This window comes from Streptomyces sp. NPDC094448 (assembly GCF_044763775.1).
Lineage (GTDB): Bacteria > Actinomycetota > Actinomycetes > Streptomycetales > Streptomycetaceae > Streptomyces.
This window is the reverse complement of sequence record NZ_JBIWGU010000017.1, coordinates 1-25,420: the sequence shown is the minus strand read 5'-3', so window position 1 is coordinate 25,420 and position 25,420 is coordinate 1. Positions and strand designations below refer to the sequence as shown.

23 protein-coding genes, 5 tRNA genes and 1 pseudogene are annotated in these 25,420 nt (G+C 71.3%); 13 read left to right on the top strand and 16 right to left on the bottom strand.

Features of this window, described 5'->3' with window-relative positions; translation table 11 throughout:
* The first annotated feature begins 133 nt into the window (after positions 1–133).
* Positions 134–367 carry an Lrp/AsnC family transcriptional regulator gene (locus ACIQ9E_RS27785; protein WP_006346334.1) on the top strand — a complete coding sequence of 78 codons (234 nt, stop codon included), beginning with the start codon at positions 134–136 and terminating at the stop codon, positions 365–367.
* Positions 368–387: 20 nt separating this feature from the next.
* Positions 388–909: a DUF3515 domain-containing protein gene (locus ACIQ9E_RS27780; protein WP_403711611.1), complete on the top strand. Its 522-nt coding sequence runs from the start codon at positions 388–390 to the stop codon at positions 907–909.
* Between the two features lie 30 nt (positions 910–939).
* On the opposite strand, the gene ACIQ9E_RS27775 is transcribed toward ACIQ9E_RS27780, so the two are convergent.
* The 3 genes from ACIQ9E_RS27775 to ACIQ9E_RS27765 all read right to left on the bottom strand — a co-directional run bounded on the left by ACIQ9E_RS27775 (position 940) and on the right by ACIQ9E_RS27765 (position 4,381).
* On the bottom strand, positions 940–2,097 hold the full coding sequence (locus tag ACIQ9E_RS27775) for a D-alanine--D-alanine ligase family protein (protein WP_403711609.1): 1,158 nt from the start codon (positions 2,095–2,097) through the stop codon (positions 940–942).
* Between the two features lie 503 nt (positions 2,098–2,600).
* On the bottom strand, positions 2,601–3,632 hold the full coding sequence (locus ACIQ9E_RS27770) for an NAD(P)H-dependent glycerol-3-phosphate dehydrogenase (protein ID WP_403711607.1): 1,032 nt from the start codon (positions 3,630–3,632) through the stop codon (positions 2,601–2,603).
* Complete coding sequence (locus ACIQ9E_RS27765) at positions 3,629–4,381, bottom strand: lysophospholipid acyltransferase family protein (RefSeq protein WP_403711605.1); 753 nt, start codon at positions 4,379–4,381, stop codon at positions 3,629–3,631. Before ACIQ9E_RS27765 ends, ACIQ9E_RS27770 begins: the two co-directional genes overlap by 4 nt.
* A 181-nt stretch (positions 4,382–4,562) precedes the next feature.
* On the opposite strand from ACIQ9E_RS27765, the gene cofC reads away from it, so the two are divergent.
* Together cofC and ACIQ9E_RS27755 are read left to right on the top strand one after the other, a co-directional pair.
* A complete protein-coding gene (gene cofC / locus ACIQ9E_RS27760) occupies positions 4,563–5,252 on the top strand; it encodes a 2-phospho-L-lactate guanylyltransferase (protein ID WP_403711603.1) in 690 nt (229 codons plus the stop codon).
* A 23-nt stretch (positions 5,253–5,275) separates the two neighbouring features.
* Entirely contained in the window at positions 5,276–5,479 is a 204-nt protein-coding gene (locus ACIQ9E_RS27755; RefSeq protein WP_403711601.1) for a hypothetical protein, read from the top strand.
* Positions 5,480–5,653: 174 nt separating this feature from the next.
* Here the strand turns inward: ACIQ9E_RS27755 and ACIQ9E_RS27750 are convergent, their stop codons facing one another.
* The 4 genes from ACIQ9E_RS27750 to leuC all read right to left on the bottom strand — a co-directional run bounded on the left by ACIQ9E_RS27750 (position 5,654) and on the right by leuC (position 8,843).
* The gene (locus ACIQ9E_RS27750) at positions 5,654–6,304 is read right to left on the bottom strand and encodes an HU family DNA-binding protein (RefSeq protein WP_006346341.1); all 651 of its coding nucleotides are present in this window, start codon (positions 6,302–6,304) and stop codon (positions 5,654–5,656) included.
* A 164-nt stretch (positions 6,305–6,468) separates the two neighbouring features.
* The gene (locus tag ACIQ9E_RS27745; RefSeq protein WP_006346342.1) at positions 6,469–6,696 is read right to left on the bottom strand and encodes a hypothetical protein; all 228 of its coding nucleotides are present in this window, start codon (positions 6,694–6,696) and stop codon (positions 6,469–6,471) included.
* Positions 6,697–6,810: 114 nt separating this feature from the next.
* The gene (gene leuD / locus ACIQ9E_RS27740; protein WP_403711599.1) at positions 6,811–7,404 is read right to left on the bottom strand and encodes a 3-isopropylmalate dehydratase small subunit; all 594 of its coding nucleotides are present in this window, start codon (positions 7,402–7,404) and stop codon (positions 6,811–6,813) included.
* Positions 7,405–7,409: 5 nt separating this feature from the next.
* Positions 7,410–8,843 carry a 3-isopropylmalate dehydratase large subunit gene (gene leuC, locus ACIQ9E_RS27735; RefSeq protein WP_403711597.1) on the bottom strand — a complete coding sequence of 478 codons (1,434 nt, stop codon included), beginning with the start codon at positions 8,841–8,843 and terminating at the stop codon, positions 7,410–7,412.
* A 144-nt stretch (positions 8,844–8,987) separates the two neighbouring features.
* Between leuC and ndgR the strand changes: the two genes are divergently transcribed.
* A complete protein-coding gene (gene ndgR / locus ACIQ9E_RS27730; protein ID WP_006346345.1) occupies positions 8,988–9,704 on the top strand; it encodes an IclR family transcriptional regulator NdgR in 717 nt (238 codons plus the stop codon).
* A 177-nt stretch (positions 9,705–9,881) separates the two neighbouring features.
* Here ndgR and ACIQ9E_RS27725 read toward each other — a convergent pair.
* The 9 genes from ACIQ9E_RS27725 to ACIQ9E_RS27685 form a co-directional block, all read right to left on the bottom strand.
* Positions 9,882–9,954, bottom strand: a tRNA-Glu gene (locus ACIQ9E_RS27725).
* A 24-nt stretch (positions 9,955–9,978) separates the two neighbouring features.
* Positions 9,979–10,050 (bottom strand) — tRNA-Gln (locus ACIQ9E_RS27720).
* Between the two features lie 16 nt (positions 10,051–10,066).
* Positions 10,067–10,139, bottom strand: a tRNA-Glu gene (locus ACIQ9E_RS27715).
* Positions 10,140–10,202: 63 nt separating this feature from the next.
* A tRNA-Glu gene (locus ACIQ9E_RS27710) sits at positions 10,203–10,275 on the bottom strand.
* Positions 10,276–10,296: 21 nt separating this feature from the next.
* Positions 10,297–10,368 (bottom strand) — tRNA-Gln (locus ACIQ9E_RS27705).
* 87 nt (positions 10,369–10,455) lie between these two features.
* Positions 10,456–11,172 (bottom strand): HAD family hydrolase, encoded by a 717-nt coding sequence (locus ACIQ9E_RS27700; RefSeq protein WP_403711595.1) that lies wholly within the window; start codon positions 11,170–11,172, stop codon positions 10,456–10,458.
* A gap of 9 nt (positions 11,173–11,181) precedes the next feature.
* On the bottom strand, positions 11,182–12,669 hold the full coding sequence (gltX, locus tag ACIQ9E_RS27695) for a glutamate--tRNA ligase (protein ID WP_403711593.1): 1,488 nt from the start codon (positions 12,667–12,669) through the stop codon (positions 11,182–11,184).
* A complete protein-coding gene (locus tag ACIQ9E_RS27690) occupies positions 12,662–13,447 on the bottom strand; it encodes a fumarylacetoacetate hydrolase family protein (RefSeq protein ID WP_403711591.1) in 786 nt (261 codons plus the stop codon). The genes gltX and ACIQ9E_RS27690 overlap by 8 nt, the downstream gene beginning before the upstream one ends.
* 207 nt (positions 13,448–13,654) lie before the next feature.
* Entirely contained in the window at positions 13,655–13,828 is a 174-nt protein-coding gene (locus ACIQ9E_RS27685) for a hypothetical protein (protein WP_403711589.1), read from the bottom strand.
* 612 nt (positions 13,829–14,440) lie between these two features.
* On the opposite strand from ACIQ9E_RS27685, the gene ACIQ9E_RS27680 reads away from it, so the two are divergent.
* From ACIQ9E_RS27680 to ACIQ9E_RS27645, 8 genes and pseudogenes are all read left to right on the top strand, one after another.
* Entirely contained in the window at positions 14,441–18,580 is a 4,140-nt protein-coding gene (locus tag ACIQ9E_RS27680; RefSeq protein WP_403711587.1) for a nitrate- and nitrite sensing domain-containing protein, read from the top strand.
* Positions 18,581–18,589: 9 nt separating this feature from the next.
* Complete coding sequence (locus ACIQ9E_RS27675) at positions 18,590–19,003, top strand: roadblock/LC7 domain-containing protein (protein ID WP_006346351.1); 414 nt, start codon at positions 18,590–18,592, stop codon at positions 19,001–19,003.
* A gap of 125 nt (positions 19,004–19,128) precedes the next feature.
* A complete protein-coding gene (locus ACIQ9E_RS27670; RefSeq protein ID WP_040913992.1) occupies positions 19,129–19,530 on the top strand; it encodes a DUF742 domain-containing protein in 402 nt (133 codons plus the stop codon).
* Positions 19,511–20,095 carry an ATP/GTP-binding protein gene (locus ACIQ9E_RS27665; RefSeq protein ID WP_130585191.1) on the top strand — a complete coding sequence of 195 codons (585 nt, stop codon included), beginning with the start codon at positions 19,511–19,513 and terminating at the stop codon, positions 20,093–20,095. Before ACIQ9E_RS27670 ends, ACIQ9E_RS27665 begins: the two co-directional genes overlap by 20 nt.
* Before the next feature lie 349 nt (positions 20,096–20,444).
* Positions 20,445–23,942, top strand: coding sequence for a nitrate- and nitrite sensing domain-containing protein (locus tag ACIQ9E_RS27660; protein WP_403711584.1), 3,498 nt, complete (start codon positions 20,445–20,447; stop codon positions 23,940–23,942).
* Positions 23,943–23,952: 10 nt separating this feature from the next.
* Entirely contained in the window at positions 23,953–24,366 is a 414-nt protein-coding gene (locus ACIQ9E_RS27655) for a roadblock/LC7 domain-containing protein (RefSeq protein WP_006346354.1), read from the top strand.
* Positions 24,367–24,478: 112 nt separating this feature from the next.
* Entirely contained in the window at positions 24,479–25,273 is a 795-nt protein-coding gene (locus ACIQ9E_RS27650) for a DUF742 domain-containing protein (protein WP_403711582.1), read from the top strand.
* Positions 25,254–25,420: pseudogene (locus tag ACIQ9E_RS27645) on the top strand (ATP-binding protein); the annotation flags it as partial. The gene ACIQ9E_RS27650 and the pseudogene ACIQ9E_RS27645, both read left to right, overlap by 20 nt.

Here is a 25,420-nt window from a genome sequence, read left to right as displayed (position 1 = left end):
CTCCCCGTCGCCCGTGGCGACGCGATACCGTGGCGTCTCTCTCTCCCCCCTGGGGTTTCCCCACCCGAGTCGCCGGCGGCGCCGAGGGCACCGTTGACCGGGGAAGCACACCCAGGGCCGCCCTGGAGGTTCCGTGGTACAGGCGTACATCCTGATTCAGACCGAGGTCGGCAAGGCGTCGGCCGTCGCCGAGACCATCGGCAAGATCCCGGGAGTGATGCAGGCCGAGGACGTCACCGGCCCCTATGACGTGATCGTGCGGGCCCAGGCGGACACGGTGGACGAGCTGGGCCGTCTGGTCGTCGCCAAGGTCCAGCAGGTGGAAGGCATCACCCGCACACTCACCTGCCCGGTCGTCCACCTGTAGCCCCCGTCTACGCTTGGCCGGTGACTTCCGCCCGCCGGTCCCGCTCCCGCTCCCACGGCCGTCCCCGCTTCCGCTCCGCGGCGCCGTCCCTGCGTCTCGCCCTGTCCGCGGCCGTGCTCCTCGCCGTCACCGCATGCTCCGCGGACCGGGCCGAGGTCGCCGTCCCCCGCCCTCCGGAGGGGGAGTCGGCGCTCTGCGAGGCGCTGGACGGGCAGCTTCCGGAGACGGTCGGCGGACAGGACCGCTCCGACCCCGAGCCCGCGTCGAAGCTGACCGCGGGCTGGGGCGACGCCGCGATCGTACTGCGCTGCGGCATTCCCCGGCCCGCGGGGATCAGTGATCCCGCGGCGCAGGCGGTGGAGGCGGACGGGGTGAACTGGATGCTGGAGCGGACCGGGGAGGGTACCCGCTTCACGACGACGTACCGCGAGACGTACGTCGAGGTGTCGATGGACGAGCGGTACGCGAACGACGCGACCCCGCTGGCCCAGTTGGCCGACGCGGTGAAGGAGACCGTGCCGGCCACGCTGGAACTGCCGTGACGGCCGCCCGCGCGGGGCGGGCGGCCCGGGTCAGCGCAGGCCGGTGGTGCGGCGCAGCGCGGCCCCGATGAGCCGGTCGACCAGTTCCGGGTAGGCGACCCCGGTCTCCTGCCACATCCGCGGGTACATCGAGATCGGGGTGAACCCGGGCATGGTGTTGATCTCGTTGATGACGAACCGGCCGTCGGTGGTCAGGAAGAAGTCGGCGCGGACCAGGCCCTCGCAGCTCGTCGCCTCGAAGGCCTCGACGGCGAGCCGGCGGACCTCGGCGGTCTCCTCCTCGGTGAGCGGGGCGGGGACGACACCGTCGGCCGAGTCGATGTACTTGGCGTCGAAATCGTAGAACTGCCCGTCCTGGTCGACCAGGATCTCGGCGGGGACGCTGGCCCGCGGCCCGTCCTCGAACTCCAGCACCCCGCACTCGATCTCACGGCCGCGGACCATCGCCTCGACGATGATCTTCGGGTCGTGGCGGCGGGCGGATTCGATCGCGGCGTCAAGTCCTTCGGCGGACTCGACCTTGGTGATACCGATGGACGAACCGGCCCGGGCGGGCTTCACGAACAGCGGCCAGCCGTGCTCGTCGGCGAAGCCCAGGAGCAGCTTGCGGGCGGCGCCGGGGTCGCGCTCCCAGTCGCGGGGGCGGATGACCTCGTACGGTCCGACGGGCAGCCCGTAGGAGACGAGGATCCGCTTCATGTACTCCTTGTCCTGGCCGACGGCCGAGGCGAGGACGCCGGAGCCGACGTACGGCACTCCGGCCAGCTCCAGCAGGCCCTGGAGGGTGCCGTCCTCGCCGTAGGCGCCGTGCAGCACCGGGAAGACGACGTCGACCTCGCCGAGGGTCTTGGGGACGGCGCCGGGCTCGCTGTAGACGAGTTCGCGGTTGCCGGGTTCGGCGGAGAGCACCACGGCCCCGGAGGCCCCGTCGGCCAGTTCGGCCACGTTCGGGGTGCGCCGTTCGGTGATGGCCATCCGGTCGGGGTCGTCCGCGGTCAGCACCCAGCGTCCGTCGAGCGTGATGCCGACGGGGATGACGTCGTACTTCGTCCGGTCGATGGCGCGGAGCACGGCGCCGGCGGTGACCGTGGAGATCCCGTGCTCGGAGCTGCGCCCGCCGAAGACGACGGCGACCCGCGGCTTACGGCCCTGCGGATCGGGGGTCTGGGGGAGGTTCTCGGTGCTCATATCGCCCTGAGACTACCGTGCGAACCGTCATCCGACAGGGCGGCTCCGCCGGGGTGGGTGGAAGGTGCGGGGGCGCCGCGGCCGCCGTACCGGCTGCGCGGTGGTGGCCGGACGGTTCGGCTCCGTGTCCGCCGCCGCCCCGGCCCGCCGTCCGTCCGGCCCCGGTGCCGGCGGGGATTTCACCCCGCCGGCCGCCGGACAGCCTCCGGCGGAAGCCGGTCCGGCGGGCGTACCGGAGCCGGAACCGCGGCCCGCGAACCGGGCCGGGCCGGTGGCGCAGCGCGGGGAGCGGCCCGGCGGGCCGGGCGGCCCCGCCGGGGTCCCGTCCCGGCTGGAAGGCCCGGCACCGCACCGGCGGGCAGCACCGGCAACACGCCCCGGCCCGGCCGGAGAACCGCACCGGATGCACGGCCTCCGGGTACGGAAGACGGTCACCGCGCCGCGGGTACGGGGTTCGGGCCCGGGGGCGCCGCCCCGGGACACTCGACCGCACCGGAGACGGGTCAGCGGCGTTCGGGTTTGGCGCTGCGCGACATCAGTTCCTTCAGGGCCACCGCCGGGGGCTTGCCGTCGTGGACGATGCCGACGACGGTCTCGGTGATGGGCATGTCGACACCATGGCTGCGGGCCAGGTCCAGCACCGATTCGCAGGACTTGACGCCCTCCGCGGTCTGCTTGGTGACCGCGATGGTCTGCTCCAGCGTCATGCCCTTGCCGAGGTTGAGCCCGAAGGTGTGGTTGCGCGAGAGCGGTGACGAGCAGGTGGCCACCAGATCGCCCAGTCCGGCGAGTCCGGAGAACGTCAGCGGGTCGGCGCCCATCGCGAGCCCGAGGCGGGTGGTTTCGGCGAGGCCGCGGGTGATGAGGGAGCCCTTGGCGTTGTCGCCGAGGCCCATACCGTCGGCGATACCGACCGCGAGGCCGATCACGTTCTTCACCGCGCCGCCGAGTTCGCAGCCGACGACGTCGGTGTTGGTGTACGGGCGGAAGTACTGGGTGTGGCAGGCGGACTGGAGGCGCCGCGCCACCGCCTCGTCCCGGCAGGCGACGACCGCGGCGGCGGGCAGCCGCTGGGCGATCTCCCGGGCGAGGTTGGGGCCGGTGACCACGGCGACCCGCTCCGCGGGCACCCCGGCGACCTCCTCGACCACCTGGCTCATCCGTTTGGTGGTGCCGAGTTCGACGCCCTTCATCAGGGAGACCAGCACCGTGTCGGCGGGCAGCAGGGGCGTCCAGGCGGCGAGATTGGCGCGCAGGGTCTGCGAGGGCACGGCGAGCACCGTGAAGTCGGCGCCGTCCAGTGCCTCGGCGGGGTCGGTGGTGGCCCGCAGCCCGGCGGGGAGTTCGATTCCGGGCAGATAGTCGGGGTTGGTACGGGTGGTGTTGACGGCCTCGGCCAGTTCGGGGCGCCGCCCCCAGAGGGTCACCTGGCAGCCCGCGTCCGCGAGGACCGTGCCGAAGGCGGTGCCCCAGGAGCCGGTTCCGAAGACGGCTGCCTTGACGGGCCGGTCGGCGTGGTGGGCCGAGTCTGTCACTGCTTTCCTTCCCCTGCGGCCTTGCGCCGCTGTTCTTCCCGGGCCTTGCCGTGGTCCCACGGCCGGTCCGGTGCCTTCTCGCCGCGGACCTCCTCCAGAAGGCCGGTGATGGCGCTCATGATGGCCTCCGTGGCCTCGCGCAGCACCTCGGGCGTCGGTTCCCGATCGTAGAACCTGCTCAGGTCGACGGGCGGCCCGGCCTGCACGATCAGGGTTTTCCGGGGGAAGAGCCGGACCTTGTTCTCCCGGGCGTACGGCGGCATCGCCAGGTTCGCGCCCCACTGGGCGACCGGGATGACGGGCACCCTGGTCTCCAGGGCGATCCGGGCCGCACCGGTCTTTCCCGCCATGGGCCAGGTACCGGGGTCGCGGGTGATGGTGCCCTCGGGGTAGAAGGCGACGCAGTCGCCCCGTTCGATGGCGTCCACGGCGGACCGGTAGGCGTCGAGGGCGTTGGTGCTCTCGCGGTAGACGGGGATCTGTCCGGTGCCGCGGAGCATCATGCCGACGAACGGCGTGGAGAACAGCGGGGCCTTTGCGAGAAAGCGCGGGACGCGTCCGGTGTTGTACTGGAAGTGGGCATACGAAAGGGGGTCGAGATATGAGTTGTGATTGACCGCGGTGATGAATCCGCCGTCGGCCGGAATGTGTTCCGCGCCGCGCCAGTCCCGCTTGAAGAGAACCAGTAGCGGCGGTTTGGCGATGACCGCCGCCAGGCGGTACCAGAAGCCGATTTTTCGGCGGGACACGCGGACACCCTTTCTTCTGCGGACGCGTACGAGCCCCGGACGGACTCACCGGTCACCGGGCTGCCGCCCGGTGGCGGGGATCAAGTCTCGCCCCGGCCCTCCGGTCTGTCGAGCACACCGTACGCCCCGGTCACCGGGGCGCGCCCCGCCGTGCGCCGGGGCCGGGCGACAATGGGGTCCGATGACACACGGACGGAGCGCCGCACTGGACAGCGATGCACGGGCCCACTGGTCCCTGGTGATCCCCCTCAAACCCCTTGCGGTGGCCAAGAGCCGGCTCGCCGGTGCCGTCGCCGCGGCCGTCCGGCCCGAGGTGGTGCTCGCCTTCGCCCAGGACACGGTGTCCGCGGCGCTGGACTGTCCGGCCGTACGGGATGTGGTCGTTGTCACGGACGATCAGCTCGCGGGGGCGGAGCTGGCGGCGCTGGGGGCCCGCATCCTGGCCGATCCGCCGGGGGCGGGCCTCAATGCGGCGCTGGCGCACGGGGCGCATTCGGTGCGGCTGCGGCGCCCGGACGCGGCGGTGGCCACGCTGAACGCGGATCTGCCGGCGCTGCGGCCCGGCGAACTGGCCCGGGTGCTGGACCGTGCGGCCCGGTTCCCGCGGTCCTTCCTGCCGGATGCCGCGGATATCGGGACAACCCTGCTGACGGCCGCGCCGGGCGCCGGGCTGCGGCCCGCGTTCGGGGGTGCGTCGCGGCGCCGGCACACCGCGTCGGGGGCGGTGGAGCTGCGCCTGCGGGAGGTGGATTCGGTCCGCCGCGACGTCGATACGCCCGAGGACCTGGCGGCCGTGCTGCGCCTGGGCGTCGGGCCGCATACGGCGGCCGGACTGGCCCGGGTCCGGCTGCGGGTGGACGCCGAGGGCTGAGGGCCGTCCCTTAGGCTGCGGGTATGCAGGCGACCTCGTACACATACGACCCCGAGACCCGCCGCGGCAGTGTGCTGCTGGACGACGGCACGCCGGTGGATTTCGACGCCGCCGCCTTCGACGCGGGCGGGCTGCGGCTGCTCCGGCCCGGTCAGCGGGTCCGCATCGAGACCGAGGGCCGGGGCGCCGGGCTGCGGATCACCCTGGTGACGCTCCAGACCTTGTAGGCCCCGTCCGGAAGGCGGCCGGGCCGGGCCGGGTGGATCTCGTCCCTGCCGGAACGCCCGTACGGGGGACCCCGGACACGCCGCGGGCCGGGCTCCCCCAGAGGAGCCCGGCCCGGCGCGTGAGTGGCCTTTGCGGCGGGTGCCGCTTACCGGTGGCGGCCTTGGCCGGCCGACCTACCGCTTGCGCGCGGTGGTCTTCTTCGCGGCGGTCGTACGCGCCGTCGTCTTCTTGGCCGGGGCCTTCTTGGCGGTCGCCTTCTTCGCCGGGGCGGTCTTCTTGGCGGTCGCCTTCTTGGCGGGGGCGGCCTTCTTGGCCGTGGTCTTCTTCGCCGCGGCCTTCTTGGTGGTCGTCGCCTTCTTGGCCGCGGTCTTCTTCACCGCCGCCTTCTTGGCGGGTGCCGCCTTCTTCGCCACGGTCTTCTTCGCGGCGGCCTTCTTGGCGGTGGCCTTCTTGGCCGCGGCCTTGGCCGTCGTCCGGGTGGAAGCGCCGCCCGAGAGGCTGCCCTTGGGGGCCTTCTTGACGGAGACCTCGCCGCCGCGCGGCAGCTTCTTCGCCCCGCTGACCAGGTCCTTGAAGCCCTGGCCTGCGCGGAAGCGCGGGACGGAGGTCTTCTTGACCCTGACCCGCTCACCCGTCTGAGGGTTGCGGGCATAGCGGGCGGGGCGTTCGACCTTCTCGAACGAACCGAAGCCGGTGACCGAGACCCGGTCTCCGCCGACGACCGCGCGGACGATCGCGTCCAGCACCGCGTCGACCGCGTCGGCGGCCTGCTGGCGGCCGCCGAGCTTGTCGGCAATCGCTTCTACGAGCTGCGCCTTGTTCACGTCTTCCCCTTCGGAGACATTGCCGGACCGAATCTGTCCAGGCTTTTTCGCACGTTAGGCAGATATATACCGCAAATCAAACACGAAACGGGCTAATCACCCTAGTGCCGCAATGAAGTCGACCGCTCTTGTCTCCGCATGCCGCTCCTTCGCGAGCCGGGATGTCAGTCGCCGCCGGGGATTCGACCCTCGTCGATGTCCCGCATCAAGCGGTCCAGACGCCGTGCCGCGTCCGGGAGATCGTGCTTTGCCGCGGCCGTGATGACCAGCAGCTTCCGGGAGAGCGCCGTCCTTGCGCCCTCCGGGACTTGCAGTGTGCGCACTACGGTGTGCGCTTCCTTCAACCGGGCCGCGACGACCCCGTACAGGTCGAGTTGATTGTCGCGTTCCATGCACCGATTGTGCCATCTGAGGCGAGTTGTCGCCCGGCGGGCCCTCAACAGACGACTGCGCCCCCCACCGGACGGTGGGGGGCGCAGTCGGGGATAAGCCCTGATCAGACCCGATCAGACCTGAACAGTGCTGGGTTTGTAGGCGGGCCTGGAGGCCTCGTAGGCCGCGATGTCCGCTTCGTTCTGAAGGGTGAGGCTGATGTCGTCCAGCCCGTTCAGCAGCCGCCAGCGGGCGTTCTCGTCCAGTTCGAACGGGGCGGTCAGCCCGGCGGCCCGGACCTCGCGCGCTTCCAGGTCCACGGTGACCTCGGCGGTCGGGTCGTCCTCCGTCAGCTGCCACAGGGCGTCGACGGCCTCCTGGGGCAGGACCACGGTCAGCAGACCGTTCTTCAGCGAGTTCCCGCGGAAGATATCGGCGAAGCGGGCCGAGATGACGGCCTTGAAGCCGTAGTTCTGGAGCGCCCAGACGGCATGCTCACGGGAGGAGCCGGTACCGAAGTCGGGGCCCGCGACCAGGACGGTCGCCCCCTGCCGCTCCGGGCGGTTGAGCACGAACTCGGAGTCCTTGCGCCAGGCCTCGAAGAGCCCGTCCTCGAAGCCGTCGCGGGTGACCTTCTTCAGCCAGTGGGCCGGGATGATCTGGTCGGTGTCGACATTGCTGCGGCGCAGCGGGACGGCCCGGCCGGTGTGGGTGGTGAAAGCTTCCATGGTGATCAGACTCCAGCGGGCGTACGGGCGGCGTCGATATCGGACAGGTCGGCCGGGGAGGCCAGTGTGCCCACCACCGCGGTGGCGGCGGCGACCTGCGGCGACACCAGATGGGTGCGGCCGCCCTTGCCCTGCCTGCCCTCGAAGTTGCGGTTGGAGGTGGATGCGGAACGCTCGCCCGGCGCCAGTTGGTCGGGGTTCATACCGAGGCACATCGAACAGCCCGCGTGCCGCCATTCGGCGCCCGCGGCGGTGAAGACCTTGTCCAGGCCCTCCGCGACGGCCTGGAGGGCGACCCGGACCGAGCCGGGGACGACCAGCATCCGGACCCCGTCGGCGACCTTGCGGCCGTCGAGGACGGCGGCGGCGGAGCGCAGGTCCTCGATCCGCCCGTTGGTGCAGGAGCCTACGAAGACGGTGTCCACATGGATGTCGCGCAGCGCCTGTCCGGCGCTCAACCCCATGTACTCCAGGGCCTTTTCGGCGGCCAGCCGCTCCGAAGCGTCCTCGTACGAAGCCGGGTCGGGGACCGCGGCGGAGAGCGGGGCGCCCTGGCCGGGGTTGGTGCCCCAGGTGACGAACGGGGAGAGCGCGGCGGCGTCGATGACGACCTCGGCGTCGAAGACCGCGTCGTCGTCGGTGCGCAGGGTCTCCCAGTAGGCGACCGCCGCGTCCCAGTCGGCGCCCTCGGGGGCGTGCGGGCGGCCCTGGAGATAGTCGAAGGTGGTGCGGTCGGGGGCGATCATGCCGGCCCGGGCGCCCGCCTCGATGGACATATTGCAGATGGTCATCCGGGCTTCCATCGAGAGCTTCTCGATGGCGGAGCCGCGGTACTCCAGGACATAGCCCTGGCCGCCGCCGGTACCGATCCTGGCGATGATCGCCAGGATCAGGTCCTTGGCGGTGACGCCGTCGGGCAGCTCGCCCTCGACGGTGATCGCCATGGTCTTGGGGCGGGCCAGCGGCAGGGTCTGGGTGGCCAGCACATGCTCCACCTGGGAGGTGCCGATACCGAAGGCCAGCGCGCCGAAGGCGCCGTGGGTGGAGGTGTGCGAGTCACCGCAGACCACCGTGGTGCCGGGCTGGGTCAGTCCGAGCTGCGGTCCGACGACATGGACGACGCCCTGCTCGATATCGCCGAGCGGGTGGAGCCGTACCCCGAATTCGGCGCAGTTGCGGCGCAGCGTCTCCAGCTGGGCGCGCGAGACCGGGTCGGCGATCGGCTTGTCGATGTCGACGGTGGGGGTGTTGTGGTCCTCGGTGGCGATGGTGAGGTCCAGCCTGCGCACGGTGCGGCCGCTCATCCGGAGACCGTCGAAGGCCTGGGGGCTGGTCACCTCGTGCAGCAGGTGCAAATCAATGTAGAGCAGGTCGGGCTCACCTTCGGCGCGCCGGACGACATGGTCGTCCCAGACCTTCTCCGCCAGTGTCCTACCCATCGCTTTACCTCCGCCCGGCCACGGTGCCGGCCTACCTGGATATTCGGGTGCGGGCCCGGTGCTCGCCGGCCCGCCCCTACAGACTGGCGGGTTCTCCGGAAAATTGAACTTGCGTTTCACAGTGTGAGACGCGAATATCGTTTCATGGACAACTCTAGCGGCGTCGGCGTTCTCGACAAGGCGGCTCTGGTACTGAGCGCACTGGAGTCCGGTCCGGCCACCCTCGCCGGGCTGGTCGCGGCCACCGGGCTCGCCCGGCCCACGGCTCACCGACTGGCTGTGGCACTGGAACACCACCGGATGGTGGCGAGGGACATGCAGGGCCGGTTCATCCTCGGTCCGCGGCTGTCCGAGCTGTCCGCCGCGGCGGGCGAGGACCGGCTGCTGGCGACGGCGGGGCCGGTGCTCACGCATCTGCGGGACGTGACCGGCGAAAGCGCCCAGCTCTACCGGCGCCAAGGCGATATGCGGATCTGTGTGGCGGCCGCGGAACGGCTGTCCGGACTGCGGGACACCGTGCCGGTCGGCTCCACGCTCACCATGAAAGCGGGATCGTCGGCGCAGATCCTGATGGCCTGGGAGGAGCCCGAGCGGCTGCACCGGGGTCTCCAGGGCGCCCGTTTCACCGCGACCGCCCTCTCGGGCGTCCGGCGCCGGGGCTGGGCCCAGTCCATCGGCGAGCGGGAGCCGGGAGTGGCCTCGGTCTCCGCGCCCGTGCGCGGCCCGTCCAACCGCGTGGTCGCCGCCGTCTCGGTCTCCGGACCGATCGAACGGCTCACCAGGCACCCGGGGCGGATGCACGCCCAGGCCGTGATCGACGCGGCGGCCCGGCTGAGCGAGGCCCTGCGCCGCAACGGCTGAGCCGGCCCTTCCCCGACCACCCTTTCCCGTTTCCGCCTCCCCGTCCCGCACCCGGTCGCCCGCCGTCGCGATCCGGTGGCCGGGGCGGGGAGTTGCTCCCTCTCCGGCCGGCGCCGCGCGCGGGGACGGAAAAGGAGCAGGCCCTCCGCGCTGACGCGGAGGGCCTGCTCCCCTCTGTACCCCCGACCGGATTCGAACCGGCGCTACCGCCTTGAGAGGGCGGCGTGCTAGGCCGCTACACAACGGGGGCAAATCTGAGATCCACGGGACCGTGCTGGGCTACCAGGACTCGAACCTAGACTAAATGAACCAGAATCACTCGTGCTGCCAATTACACCATAGCCCATGGTGGTTTAGACCAGTACCCCCGACCGGATTCGAACCGGCGCTACCGCCTTGAGAGGGCGGCGTGCTAGGCCGCTACACAACGGGGGCCCTAGCGATCCTGCATCGTGCGCACCGGGAGCTACCCGATGATGCGTACGCGGGAAGGATCTGTACCCCCGACCGGATTCGAACCGGCGCTACTGCCTTGAGAGGGCAGCGTGCTAGGCCGCTACACAACGGGGGCTTTGCAGATAAGCTCTGCGAGCTGGCCTACCAGGACTCGAACCTAGACTAACTGAACCAGAATCAGTCGTGCTGCCAATTACACCATAGGCCACCGGAGCGCAACCCCTCGACGGGGATTTGCTCGGCTTGCGCCTTCCTGCCGGGCCTTTCGGCCCTCTCGGGCGGCGCAGGAAGAACATTACCCGAAGGTGGACGGCGCTCCAAAACGGGTATCCCCCGCCAACAGGCCGGGCAACTGGCCGAGACCGGTGATCGTGACCAGGTCCGGCCGTCCGCCGCGGCCGGTGCGGTCCAGCCAGATTCCCCGCAGGCCGGCCTCGACGGCCCCGCGGGCGTCGATATCGGGTTCGTCCCCCACGTACGCCACCTCGTGCGGCGGCAGCCCCACGGCCTCGCAGGCGGCGTGGAAGGCCTCGGCGGCGGGTTTGGAGATGCCCAGGTCGGCCGCGCAGACCAGGGCCTCGAAGCGGTCCCGTACCCCCAGGGTCCGCAGTTTGTGCTCCTGCACCTCGGAGGCGGAGTTCGACAGGACCGCGTGCCGGTAGCCGGCCAGGTTGTCGAGGGCGGGCACGGTGTCCGGGAAGAGCGACCAGGCGGCCTCGTAGTGGGTGATGTACCGGCCGAACCAGGCGTCGGCCTCGGCGTCGTCCAGCGCCAGACCGGTGAAGGTACGGACCCGGTCGCGGCGCTGGCCGGGGAAGTCGACCTCGCCCGCCGCGAAACGTGCCCAGTGCCGGGCGGTGGCCCGCTGCCAACGGCCGAGGGCCTGCTCGACGGAGGTTTCTCCGTCGAGCAGGCCCTCGGCGTGCAGATGCTCGCGCATTCCGGCGATATCGGCGCCGCGGTAGTCGAAGATCGTGTCGTCGATGTCCCAGAGGATCGCGCGAATCGTCATGCCGGAAGACTATGCGGCCGGCTGGGCCGCCAGCCGGGCCAGGGCCGCGTCGATCCGGGCCAGGGTCCGGTCGGCGCCCAGGATCTGGAGGGATTCGAAGAGCGGCAGTCCGACCGTGCGGCCGGTGACCGCGACCCGGACCGGGGCCTGGGCCTTGCCGAGCTTGAGGCCATGGGCCTCGCCGGCGGCTAGGACGGCCTCCTTGAGCGCTTCGGGGCTGCTCCAGTCGGCCGCGGCGAGCTTCTCGCGCGCGGTGACCAGCAGCTCGGCCGCGCCCGGCTTCATCGCCTTCGCCCACGAGGCCTCGTCGTCGACGGGCTCGTCGCGGAAGAGGAAGTCGACGTTGGCGGTGATGTCCGAGAGGACGGTGAGCCGGGTCTGGGCGTACGGGGCGATCGCCTCCCAGGCGGCCCGGTCGAACCGCTCCGGCTCCCAGTCGGCGTACGGGGCGGTCAGCCAGGGCTCGCAGGCCTCGGCGAAGGCCTTCACGTCCAGACGGCGGATGTGGTCGGCGTTGATGGCCTCGGCCTTCTTCAGGTCGAAGCGGGCCGGGTTGGCGTTGACGTCCGCGATGTCGAACTTCTCCACCAGCTCGGCGACGGAGAACACGTCCTGGTCGGCGGAGAAGGACCAGCCGAGCAGCGACAGATAGTTCAGCAGGCCCTCGGGGAGGAAGCCGCGCTCGCGGTAGAGGTTGAGGGAGGCCTGGGGGTCGCGCTTGGAGAGCTTCTTGTTGCCCTCGCCCATGACGTACGGCAGATGCCCGAAGGCGGGGATCTCCTTGGCCGTGCCCAGTTCGATCAGCGCCTTGTAGAGCGCGATCTGCCGCGGGGTGGAGGAGAGCAGATCCTCGCCGCGCAGTACGTGGGTGATCTCCATCAGGGCGTCGTCGACCGGGTTGACCAGGGTGTACAGCGGGGCGCCGTTGGCCCGGACGATGCCGTAGTCGGGCACGTTCTCCGGGGTGAAGGTCAGCTCGCCGCGGACCAGGTCGGTGAAGGTGATCGGCTCGTCGGGCATCCGGAAGCGGACGATGGCGGCCCGGCCCTCGGCCTCGTAGGCGGCCTTCTGCTCGGCGGTCAGGTCGCGGCAGTGGCCGTCGTAGCCGGAGGGGCGGCCCTCGGCGCGGGCGGCCTCGCGGCGGGCGTCCAGCTCCTCGGTGGTGCAGTAGCAGTGGTAGGCGTGTCCGGCCTCCAGCAGCCTGCGGGCGACGTCCGCGTAGAGGTCCATCCGCTGCGACTGGCGGTACGGAGCGTGGGGGCCGCCGATCTCGGGGCCCTCGTCCCAGTCCAGGCCCAGCCAGCGCATCGAGTCGAGCAGCTGCTGGTACGACTCCTCCGAGTCCCGGGCCGCGTCGGTGTCCTCGATGCGGAAGACCATGGTGCCGCCGTGATGGCGGGCGAAGGCCCAGTTGAAGAGGGCGGTGCGGACCAGGCCCACATGGGGGTTGCCGGTCGGAGAGGGACAGAAACGTACGCGGACGTTCGCGTTAGCCACGCTTGATCACCTTGTTGGTGAGAGTGCCGATGCCTTGGATGGTGACGGCGACCTCGTCGCCGACGTTGAGCGGTCCGACTCCGGCCGGGGTGCCCGTGAGGATCACATCGCCGGGCAGCAGCGTCATGGCCTCGGAGATGTTGACGATCAGATCCTCGATCGGGTGGATCATCTCGCTGGTGGAGCCGAGCTGGCGCTGTTCGCCGTTGACCGTGCACTGGATGGTCAGGTCGCCCGCGGCGGCGGGGTCGATGTCCGTCTCCACCCAGGGGCCGAGGGGGCAGGCGCCGTCGAAGCCCTTGGCCCGCGCCCACTGCTTCTCCCGGAGCTGGATATCACGCGCGGTGACGTCATTGGCGCAGGTGAAGCCGAGGACGACGTCCTTGACCCGGTCGCGCGGCACGTCCCGGCACATCCGGCCGATCACCACGGCCAGCTCGGCCTCGTAGTGGACTTCCGCCGAGAAGGAGGGGTAGGCGATCGCGTCGCCGGGGCCGATGACCGAGGTGGACGGCTTGATGAAGGCGAAAGGCTCGGCGGGGGGCTCGTGGCCCAGCTCCGCCGCGTGCGCCGCATAGTTGCGCCCGAACGCCACCACCTTGCTGGGGAGCACCGGCGGCAGCAGCCGGACCTTGTCCAGGGGGACCTTGGTGCCGGAAAGCTCGAAGTCCGCGAACGGAACGCCCTTGATGATGTCGAGGACGAGCCCGTCGGGGGCCTCGCCCTCGACCGCGCCGAAGGCAACATGGCCGTCGATGGAGAACCTGGCGATGCGCACGGGATGCCGCTGCCCCTCTGTTGCTGATGATGTCGCTGATGACACTGCCGGAGTCCGACGCTCCAGGCTAACGCGGCGGCGGGCCCGGCCGCCCGGCGCACGGCCGAGCCCCGGGGGCAGCCGGGGGACGGCCCCCGGGGCTCGGGGAGGTGCTGCGGCGGTGCCCGCCGGGCTCCGGGAACGGCAGGGCCTCCCCGGACCCGGCCTTCAGGAGGCCGGGGCCTCCATCAGGACCGTGCGGCGCGGGTTGGCCGTGCTCGTCGGGAGGTCCAGGGAGTGCTCCTGCCGCTCCGGAGCCGACAGCTCACCGGCGTCCTTGAGGTGCATCAGGGTGGTGCGGCGGGGGTTGGCTATCGTGCGGAGCAGCATGGTCGTCTTCATCGGCTGTCTTCAGACCCATCGGCGTAGGGCCGCCCGTGCGGGGCGGCGCTTTACAACAGAGGCGCTCTTGTCTAACGCGACAGGTTAAACATCCGAATCCCGGCAAAGCCGTGGAGGACATGTGTGACTGGTGTGAGTTTCCTCACCAACGTCCGGTCAAAGTCGCTGTTTTTGGACATTACATACCGTCAAATTCAACCAGCGAAACGGACATTGCCTACCTGAAGCGGCGATTCCGCTGCCGATCACAACGACCTGGGCATGGGCCACTCGCTCCCCGCACCCCGGTGACTCATCCGTGAAAGTCCGATTCACACCGTAAGTCTTTCAACGATTCGTGACTCGACACTCACACCGTGTCACCCAGGTCACAGCACGGTACGCGGCCCTTGTTGGAGATCCGGCACTGTGCTGGAATTCCACGCACCGCCGCAGACACATTCCGGCGCGCAAGCGGCGCAACGCAGCGCCGAGCGGCGGCGGGAAAGGGGGAGAGCGCCGGTACTCACACCACCAGAGGCGCGGATCCGCGCCTCGCCAGACACCGACACCGTTCTGCCGCCGTACGAGTCGTAGGGCAGCGGAACGCCTGGTTCAGAGGTTGCGACGCTAGTGCAGGGACGTTTCAAGAGGGACCCCCAGGGCCGAGGGGAAGCCGCGGCGGGACAGGAACCGCGCGGCGGGGCCGAACACGGCTCCTCGCCCCAGCACATCCAGCACGCCCAGAATCCGGCGCAGACCCCGGCCCAGGGCCCCACGGCTCCCGGTGGTGACCGGAGCCCCGGCCGTCCCGGCTCCCGTCCCGGCCCCCCCTCCGGCCCCGGCGGCTCCCCCGCCCAGGGCGGCGGCAGGCCCGGCGCCCCCTCCGGCGGTCCGGGCGGACCGGCCGGCCCGCAGGGACCCCAGGGCCCCGCGGGCGGCGGCCCCTCCGCCGTCCCCGGCCCGGCGTCCGGCGACGGAGAGTCCGAGGGTTCCCCGGGCCGGGTGGACACCGGCTCCCGGATGGCCCTGCGCAACTGGCGCATCAGCACCCGTCTGGTCTCCCTGCTGACCCTTCCCGTGGTCGCCGCGACGGCGCTGGGCGGGCTGCGGATCAACGAGTCCCTGGACCGTATGGACCAGCTCGAACACATGCAGCTGCTCACCGATATGTCCCAGGAGGCGAGCAAGCTCGCCATCGCGCTCCAGTACGAGCGGGACACCACGGCCGGCCCGCTGTCGAACAACCCGAACGCCGGTGATTTCAAGGTCACCGAGCCCCGCGAGGCCACCGACCGAGCGGCGAAGATGTTCATCGACGGGGCCGTGGGCGTCGACATCGTCGACGGCGACGACACGATCAATGCCTTCCGCACCACGCTGGCCCAGATCTACGGCCAGCTCAGAGGCCTCAAGGACATCCGGGAAAAGGCGTACGTCAACAAGAACTCCCACGCCCTGACCATCGAGGCCTACCACCAGCTGATCAACTCGCTGCTCGACCTCTCCCTGGAAATGGCCCAGGCGACCAACAACCAGGACATGATCAAGCGCGCCCGCACGCTGGCCGCCTTCGGCGCCGCCAAGGAGTACGCCTCCATCCAGCAGGCGGTGATCGCGGCCGCGCTGCCCGGCGGCGGCGGGCAGAAGAACTCCAATCTCTCCGAGGCCGACCGGCTCTACGGCCTGGGCGCCCTCCAGGGCATGGAGAACTCCCTCAAGAAGTTCAGCAACGCCTACGAGTCCCTGAACGGCGACGCCGCCGAAGTCCTGAGCACCATGGACAGCCGCCCCGGCGTCACGACCGTCGCCGAACTCACCAGGCGCGTTCTCAACAATCCCAACGTGCTGCGGAACGAGCGGGCGCAGTCGCATCTGGACTGGACCGACGCCTACGGCCAGCGCATCAACGCGATGAAGCTCATCGAGACCTCCCTCCTCGACGATCTGGAGGCGAAGGCCCGCGAGCTGCGCGAGGAGTCGAAGCGCGACGCGATCATCAACGGTGCGCTGATCGCCCTCGTCCTCGGGGTCTCGCTGGTGGGCGCCTTCATCGTGGCGCGCTCCATGATCCGGTCGCTGCGCCGGCTCCAGGACACCGCCACCAAGGTCGCCCAGGAGCGGCTGCCCGAGCTGGTCAAGCAGCTCTCCGAGTCGGACCCGGAGGACGTCGACACCTCGGTGGAGTCCGTCGGTGTCCACTCCCGCGACGAGATCGGCAAGGTGGCCGCGGCCTTCGACGAGGTGCACCGCGAGGCGGTCCGGCTCGCCGCCGAGCAGGCCCTGCTGCGGGGCAACGTCAACGCGATGTTCACCAACCTCTCGCGCCGCTCCCAGGGTCTGATTCAGCGTCAGCTGTCGCTGATCTCCGAGCTGGAGTCCCGCGAGGCCGACCCGGACCAGCTGTCCTCCCTCTTCAAGCTGGACCACCTCGCGACCCGTATGCGCCGGAACGGCGAGAACCTCCTCGTCCTCGCGGGCGAGGAGCCCGGCCGCCGCTGGACCCGTCCGGTGCCGCTGGTCGACGTGCTGCGCGCCGCGGCGTCCGAGGTGGAGCAGTACGAGCGCATCGAGCTGGCGGCGGTCCCCGCGACCGAGGTCGCCGGCCGGGTCGTCAACGACCTCGTGCACCTGCTCGCCGAGCTGCTGGAGAACGCCACCTCGTTCTCCTCCCCGCAGACCAAGGTCCGGGTCACCGGTCATGCCCTGCCCGACGGGCGGGTGCTGGTCGAGATCCACGACACCGGTATCGGCCTCTCCCCCGAGGATCTGGCCGCGATCAACGAGCGGCTGGCCTCGCCGCCGACCGTGGACGTCTCGGTCTCCCGCCGCATGGGTCTGTTCGTGGTCGGCCGGCTGTCCCTGCGGCACGGCATCCGCATCCAGCTCCGCCCCTCGGAGTCCGGTGGTACGACCGCGCTGGTCATGCTGCCCGTGGACGTCGCCCAGGGCGGGCGCAAGCCCCCGGTCGCGCCGGGCGCGCCCGGCGGTGCCGGTGCCCCCGGCCGGACGCCTCCGCCGAACGGTGGCGCGCCCCTCGGCTCCGGCCCCGGAGGCGCCGCGAACGGCGGGCGTCCCGGCGGCCCCGGCGCCCCGTCCGGCGGACCGCTCGGCGCGGGTGCGCCGCGCGGCCAGGTCGGTGCGGGCGCGGGTTCCCGGGCGGCGCTGCCGTCCCGTGACGGCGGCCCCGGCAACGGACGCCCGCAGGGCGGCGGTCTCGCCGGAGCCTTCGGCAACCGCGGTGCCCAGCGCGGCGGATCCGGCCCGGCCCCCGGTGACACCGCGGCGCTGCCGCGGCTCGGCGCCGACGGCCGTCCGGTCCCGGCGCGCAACGAACTTCCGGACGGGGGCCGCGGCCGTCCCGCGGGCCCGAGCTGGGGCAGTGACCAGCGCCCCGGCGGCTCCCCCGGCCAGAACGGCCAGAACGGCCGGCCCGGTCAGAACAGCGGCTCGGACGGCCGGCCCGGTCAGCCCGGTCAGCCTGGTCAGCCCGGTCAGAACAACGCCGACGGCGGCCAGAACGGTCCCGGCGGTCTGCCCGGCCGCGGTGCCGACGCGGTGCGCGGTCACGACGACCCGGGGACCCCTCAGGGCCCCGGCGGGTCGGCGGAGTTCCCGCGCCAGGAGTACGGCGCTCCCCCGGTCCGGCAGTCCCCCGCGGGCCTCGCCCCGGGCGGTTTCGAGGCCCCGGCCTCCCCGCAGCCGGCGCCGGGCACCCCGCCCGGCCAGTACGTCCGCAACGATGTGTTCGGACCGCCCGCCCAGGGCGGCGGGCCCACCCGGCCCGCCCCGGCCGCGGACCTGTTCGCTCCGCCGCAGGGCATCCGTAACACCACGGACGGTGCGGACAGCGCGGACCGCGGCCCCCGTTTCGGCGATCCGGCCGGTCCGCCGTCCGCAGGGCAGTTCGCCCGCCCGCGGACCGGTGCGCCGCAGCCGCCCGAGCCGGGCCGGGCGCCCGCGCCCCGCGGCTACGAGGAGCAGTCGGGTGTCGCCCGTAACGCGCTGCCTCCGCAGCCGCGTCACGAGGCGCTGCCGCCCGCCCCCGGTGACGGCGGTACGCCGCTGTACGACACCTTGGAGACGGACTGGTTCCGCGCCCAGCACTCGGGTGCCCAGAACCCGGCTCCGCAGCACCCGGCCCCGCTGCAGCCGCAGGACCAGGGCGGCCGGCACTCTGCCGACCCGAGCGGGACGCAGGACCGGCCGGGCGCCGGGCAGCAGTCCCACGAGGCCGTCGTCCAGCAGACCCAGCCGATCCCGCAGATCGGCCGGGACGGGCAGGGCGCTCGGGGCCCCCAGGGGTTCCAGGACAGCCGTCCGCTCCCGTACGACCGGGGCGTGCCGCAGTCCGGCCACCCCGGCGGGTTCGACCAGACGGGCCAGGCGGGCCGGTTCGGCACGGCCGGTGCCGCGGCGCCGGCGCCGCAGCCCCCGGTGCCCCCGGCGGGCGGCCCCGAGGCGGGTCCGGGCGACGCGGGCTGGCGGTCCTCCCCCAACGACGAGCTGGTGCGCCAGGCCGAGCGGGTCAGGAAGCCCGCATCGGGCGGTGTCACCACGTCCGGTCTGCCCCGCCGTGTCCCGCGCGCCAATCTCGTCGCGGGTACGGCACAGCAGTACGGCAGCCAAGGCGGTCCTTCCGTCTCGCGCGCACCGGACGACGTCCGCGGCCGGCTCACCAACCTCCGGCGCGGCATCCAACAGGGGCGCGAGCAGAACAGCTCGTCGACCGGCAGCTTCGACCTCGGCCCCACACACCAGCAGGAGCGTTAGTTGAGCCCGATGAGCCAGGCGGCGCAGAATCTGAACTGGTTGATCACGAACTTCGTGGACAACACCCCCGGGGTGTCCCACACGGTGGTGGTCTCCGCCGACGGTCTTCTGCTGGCCATGTCCGAAGGATTTCCGCGTGACCGTGCCGATCAGCTGGCGGCGGTCGCTTCCGGACTGACCTCGCTGACCGCGGGCGCCTCCCGCATCTTCGAGGGCGGTGCCGTGAGTCAGACGGTCGTCGAGATGGAGCGGGGTTTCCTCTTCCTGATGTCCGTCTCCGACGGTTCGTCGCTGGCCGTACTGGCGCACCCGGAGTGCGATATCGGTCTGGTGGGCTACGAGATGGCCCTGCTGGTGGACCGGGCGGGCAATGTGCTCACCCCGGATCTCCGTGCCGAGCTTCAGGGAAGCCTCTTGCACTGAGCCACCGGGTTCCCGGTTCCCCAGCCCGCGCCATCGCGCCCGTCAGCCCTCGCCCCGGTCGCCACCGCCCCCACCGGCCGCACCGACGGCACGCCATCCACTTGCTGTCCCGCCCGGAGGACTTCATGACCCCGCCACCCGCCTCACATGATCCGTACGGTGTCCAAACCGACTACGGCGTGGACGGCGACCAGCCGCTGGTGCGGCCGTACGCCATGACGGGCGGCCGGACCCGGCCGCGCTACCAGCTCGCCATCGAGGCCCTGGTCAGTACCACCGCCGATCCGTCGTTGCTGGGCGGGCTGCTCCCCGAGCACCAGCGGATCTGCCATCTGTGCCGTGAGGTGAAGTCGGTCGCGGAGGTGTCGGCGCTGCTGTCGATGCCGCTGGGCGTGGCCCGGATCCTGGTGGCGGACCTGGCGGAGGCCGGCATGGTGGCGATCCACCAGCCGGGCAACGGCGACGCCGGCGGTACGCCGGACGTGACACTGCTCGAAAGGGTGCTCAGTGGACTTCGCAAGCTCTAGCGGCGGTACGGCTCCGAGATCGACCACCAGCGCGAAGATCGTGGTGGCGGGTGGTTTCGGCGTGGGTAAGACCACGTTCGTCGGCGCCGTCTCGGAGATCAACCCGCTGCGTACCGAAGCCGTCATGACCAGCGCATCCGCCGGTATCGACGACCTCACCCACACCGGCGACAAAACCACCACCACCGTCGCCATGGACTTCGGCCGCATCACCCTCGACCAAGACCTCATCCTCTACCTGTTCGGCACCCCCGGACAGGACCGCTTCTGGTTCATGTGGGACGACCTCGTCCGCGGCGCCATCGGCGCCGTCGTCCTCGTCGACACCCGCCGCCTCGCCGACTGCTTCCCCGCCGTCGACTACTTCGAAAACAGCGGCCTCCCCTTCGTCATCGCCCTCAACGGCTTCGACGGACACCAGCCCTACACCCCCGAAGAAGTCCGCGAAGCCCTCCAGATCGGACCCGACACCCCCATCATCACCACCGACGCCCGGCACCGCGGCGACGCGAAGAGCGCCCTCATCACCCTCGTCGAACACGCCCTCATGGCACGGCTCAAGTAGACGCCGGGATACGGTAGTTGTCGTAACCAAGCAGGTAGGCAAGCAGGTGCGGACTGTGTCCTTTGACACGGTCCGCCCGCATGTTCATAACGTTTCGACATGGAATTGTGGTCCTGCGGACACCCGATGCGGTCACCCGGTGTCCCTGCGCTCACGAAACGCACGACTTTTGAAGGGGCTCGCTCTTTATGCCCGTTTTATCGCGCGCTCCGACGACCCGGAATGGCTGATTCCAACTGTTTGGAACGGACCCCGTCCGCGTGCTGAAATTCGACGAACTTCCGAGTAGTACGGCTCAGAACGAAACACGGCACAGCATGGGTGTCGGCGCCGAGAGGTTGTTGGTCGAGTGAGGCGAAGCAGCACAGGCTCCGCAGAGCAGCAGGCGCGGGGCAATTTCACCCCGCCGTCGCGTGCGGAGGCGTCGCCCGGTGAGGAGCCGGAGCCCGCTTCCCCCGCCCAGAGCGGCGGGAGCACCAGCCGGTTCTCCCCGCGCAACTGGTCCGTACCGACCCGGCTGAACGCGATCCTGCTGCTGCCCGTGCTGGTCGGTCTGTTCATGGGCGGCTTCCAGGTCAGCGGGTCGATCGACACCTGGGACGAAGCCAAGGACGCCGAGCAGACGGCGAAGATCGTGCGGGCCGCGTCGGAGTACGGCGCGGCCCTCCTCAACGAGCGGGACCTGACCGCCGAACCGCTGCTGAAGTCGCCCACGCCCAACGAGGCCGTACAGAAGGTGCGGGCCACCACGGACGCGGCGAAGGCGGCGTTCGACCGCGCCACCCGGGATGTGCCGCCGGGGCACGGTCTGGAGCGGCGTCTCGAAATCTTCCGGGGCGAGGAGAAGGAGCTGGCCGATCTGCGCGCCAACGCCTATCGCCCCGCCACCGACCCGGTCGGCACCGAAGAGGGCTATGTCCAGGTGCAGCACTCGCTGATGGCGTTCGCCAATGAGCTGGGTCTCGGCACCGGCAATGTCACCAGTTACGGCAGGACCGTTTACGCGGTTCAGCTCGCCAAGGCCGCGGAGTCGCTCCAGCGGTCCATCGGCATCCATCTTCTGGTGCGCCCCAACAGCCGTGAGAACGTCCGGGACAAGCAGGTCACGGCGTTCAACTCGTACAACTATCTGGAACAGATCGCGGTCGCGGAATTCCAGTCCGGCGGTACGCCGGCGGATGTGGAGCTGCTGAAGGGCCTGATGCGCAAGGCCGCCGAGCAGGGCGCCCAGCGGCTCCAGGAGTCCGGCACCACCAGCGCGGCGGGCCCCGACGGCACCGTCTTCAGCGGAATGGCCCAGCGGATCGGCAGCGGGGCCTCGCCCCGGGATCTGGCGGCCGCGGGCATCACGGCCCAGACCTGGACCGCCGTCGCCACCGCCAAGTTCGAGGGCTATCTCCAGGTCGAGACCGAGCTGGTGGACCGGGCGGTGGCCGAGGCCTCGTCGATCTCCGCCGACGCCCGCCGGGACGCGATCCTCAACGGGGCGATCGTCGTGATCGCCCTGCTCGCCTCCTTCGTCCTGGCCGGTGCCGTGGCCCGGCAGATGAGCCGGTCGATGCGGGAACTGCGCTCCGCCGCCTTCGCCATCGCGGAGCAGCGGCTGCCGCTCCTGGTCGACCAGCTCTCCCGGACCGAGCCCGGACGGGTCGACACCCGGGTCGAGCCGATCCCGATCGACACCCGCGACGAGATCGGCGAGGTGGCCCGCGCCTTCGACCAGATCCACCGCGAGGCGGTCCGGCTCGCCGCCGAGCAGGCCATGCTGCGGGGCAACGTCAACGCGATCTTCACCAATCTCTCCCGCCGCAACCAGTCGCTCATCGAGGGCCAGCTCACGCTGATCACCGAGCTGGAGAACAACGAGGCCGACCCGGAGCAGCTGGACAATCTGTTCCGCCTCGACCATCTGGCCACCCGGATGCGCCGCAACGGCGAGAACCTCCTGGTCCTCGCGGGCGAGGAGCCCGGCCGCCGCTGGAACCAGCCGGTACCGCTGGTCGATGTGCTGCGGGCGGCCTCGTCCGAGGTGGAGTCGTACGAGCGGATCGAGCTGTCCGGCGTACCGGAGACGGATATCCACGGCCAGTCGGTCACCGACCTGGTGCATCTGCTGGCGGAGCTGCTGGAGAACGCCACCACCTTCTCCTCCCCCCAGACCAAGGTGCGGGTCACCGCGACCCGGCTGCCCGACGGCCGGATCATGGTCGAGATCCACGACAAGGGCATCGGGCTGACCGCTGAGGACTTCGCGGACATCAACCACAAACTGGCGAACCCGCCGATCGTGGACGCCGCCGTCTCCCAGCGCATGGGCCTGTTCGTGGTCGGCCGCCTCGCGGACCGGCACGGTATCCGGGTCCAGCTCCGCCCCTCGGGCGAGCAGGCGGGCACCACGTCCCTGGTGATGCTCCCGGACGCGATCACCCACGGCGGTGGCGGCGAGCCGGTGCCCCAGGGCGATTTCACGGTCTCGGGGATCATCCCGGAGCAGGAGGGCGGCCGGGGTCCGGCCCAGGTCCCGTCCGCGCCGGTGCGGACCGCCGCCGAACTCGGTTTCGACGACTCCCGGTACGAGCAGCCGCAGTCCGGCGGACGCGGTCTCGATCCGGTGGGCCGCTCCCTGGCCCGCGGCGGGCGGCGGGCGGCGCTGGAACCCCGGAACCCGCAGCAGCCGGCCGCCGAACCGGCGGAGGGCTATCAGCAGCCCGCGGCGGCGCAGCCGTACGACGGCTACGGCCAGAACGCGTTCCCGGGCCAGGCACAGGGAACGGCGCAGGGGCAGAACCAGGGACAGAACCAGGGACAGGGGGCCGACGCCTTCCCGGCGACCGGTCCCGCGGCCGGCTTCCCCGTCCAGGGCGGGGTCGCGGATCCGTACGCGGCCCCGGGCTCCGCTGCCGCCTTCCCCGCACCGGATCAGAGCGGCACCACCGCTCCGTACGGATCCGGACAGCAGGCGTACGACGGCTACCCGTCCGGCGGTTACCCCGGCGGCGAGGCGCACCACACCCAGCCGATGCCGGTCTACCAGGATCCGTACCCCTCCCAGGGGCAGGCCGCCCTGCCCGGAGCCGGAACGGCGCCGGACTCCCCGGCCACCCATGCGGCCCAAGGCTCCCAGCACCAGGCGGGCAGCTATCCGGAATCCGGCTTCCCGGATTCGGCGACGGGTGAGCAGCCGTATGGAAACGCCTGGAACACCCGGCGCCAGCAGGACGACTGGCCGGATCCGAACACGGTTTCCGGCGGGTACGAACAGGAGTACCGCGGGGAATCGGAATCCGGCCACGGCGCCACCACCACGGGCCGGGAGAGCGTAGGCTTCGAGCGTCCGGGACCTTCTCCGAGCAGCGGTCACGAGCTGACCGACGCCGGTCTGCCCCGTCGCGGCGCACTGCGTCCGCGGCCCGAGCAGGACGTGCAGCGGCAGCAGCAGTGGCAGCCGTCCGGGGAGCAGGTTCCGCAGGCGCCGCAGGGTGCTCGGCCCGAGGCGGTCACCGACAGCGGCAACGGGGCCGCGGACGACGGTGCGCAGGACTGGCGGTCGGCCAACGACGAACGCTGGCAGCGGGCGGAGAAGCTGCGGGAGCCGAAGGCGGGCGGGGTCACCTCGTCCGGGCTGCCGCGCCGGGTGCCCAAGGCCAACCTCGTCGAGGGCACCGCGGAGGAGACACCTCAGCACGGGCTTCCGCAGATCTCGCGCGCCCCGGAGGACGTTCGTGGCAGGCTGAGCAATCTGCGCCGCGGCGTCCAGCGGGGGCGCAGCGCGGGAACGGACACGAACGGACCGGGCACCTACGATCATCAGGGTGGTCCGGGCAGTACCTACAACCAGGAGCGTTAGTGTGAGCCCGATGAGCCAGGCGGCGCAGAATCTGAACTGGTTGATCACCAACTTCGTGGACAACACCCCCGGGGTGTCCCACACGGTGGTGGTCTCCGCCGACGGACTCCTGCTGGCGATGTCCGACGGCTTTCCCCGTGACCGTGCCGATCAACTGGCCGCGGTGGCTTCCGGACTGACCTCGCTGACCGCGGGTGCCTCCCGCATCTTCGAGGGCGGTGCCGTCAACCAGACGGTCGTCGAGATGGAGCGGGGTTTCCTCTTCATCATGTCCATCTCCGACGGTTCGTCGCTGGCCGTACTGGCCCACCCGGAGGCCGATATCGGTCTGGTGGGCTATGAGATGGCCCTTCTGGTGGACCGGGCGGGCAATGTGCTCACCCCCGACCTGCGGGCGGAACTCCAGGGCAGTCTGCTCAACTGACCGGTCAACCCACCGGCGGACAGGGCCCCTTGTGCCACCGCACCATTAGGGTGCGGTGGCAGTGGCGGCTTCACAGGGACAGCGAACGGCACGCGCAGTCGGAGGAGGACACGTGGCAACACCACCGGGCGAACGCCCTTATGACGGCGGTGCACAGCAGCCGGAAGGCGAGCAATCCCACCACGGCTACCCCTTTCCCCCGGCCCCGGGCAGAGCGGACGGCCGTCCTTCGTGGTCCGCGCCGGAGCCGGCGCAGGAGCCGTACCGGCAGCCGTACGAGCCTTCGTACGGTGCTTCGTACGATCCCCGGTACGGGGCGCAGCAGGCGGGCGGTCCCGGGCCGTACGATCCGGGGACGCCCCAGCCACCGCACCAGCCCCATCAGCCCTACCAACCGCACCAACCGCACCAACCGCACGATCAGTACGACCGGCACGGCGGCTACGGTCAGCCGGGCGGACGGCACGGGGTGCCGGGTCCGGCCCAGCAGCCCGGCCAGCCCCGGCCCTACCAGCAGCGGCCCCCGGGGCGCCGCAGGCCGGAGCCCGCGCCCGGACAGGGCGGGCCCAGTCCGCTGGTGCGGCCGTACGCCATGACGGGCGGCCGGACCCGGCCGCGCTACCAGCTCGCCATCGAGGCCCTGGTCAGTACCACCGCCGATCCGTCGAGGCTCCAGGGCCAGTTGCCCGAGCACCAGCGGATCTGCCGGCTGTGTTTCGAGATCAAGTCGGTCGCCGAGATCTCGGCACTGCTCTCCCTTCCCCTCGGCGTTGCCCGGATCCTCGTCGCCGACCTGGCAGAGGCCGGACTCGTCGCCATCCACCAGCCCGGCGGGGACGACACCGCCGGCGGTCAGCCAGACGTGACACTGCTCGAAAGGGTGCTCAGTGGACTTCGCAAGCTCTAGCGGCGGCGCGCCTCGCTCAACCACCAGCGCGAAGATCGTGGTGGCGGGCGGCTTCGGCGTGGGTAAGACCACGTTCGTCGGCGCCGTCTCGGAGATCAACCCGCTGCGTACCGAAGCCGTCATGACCAGCGCATCCGCCGGTATCGA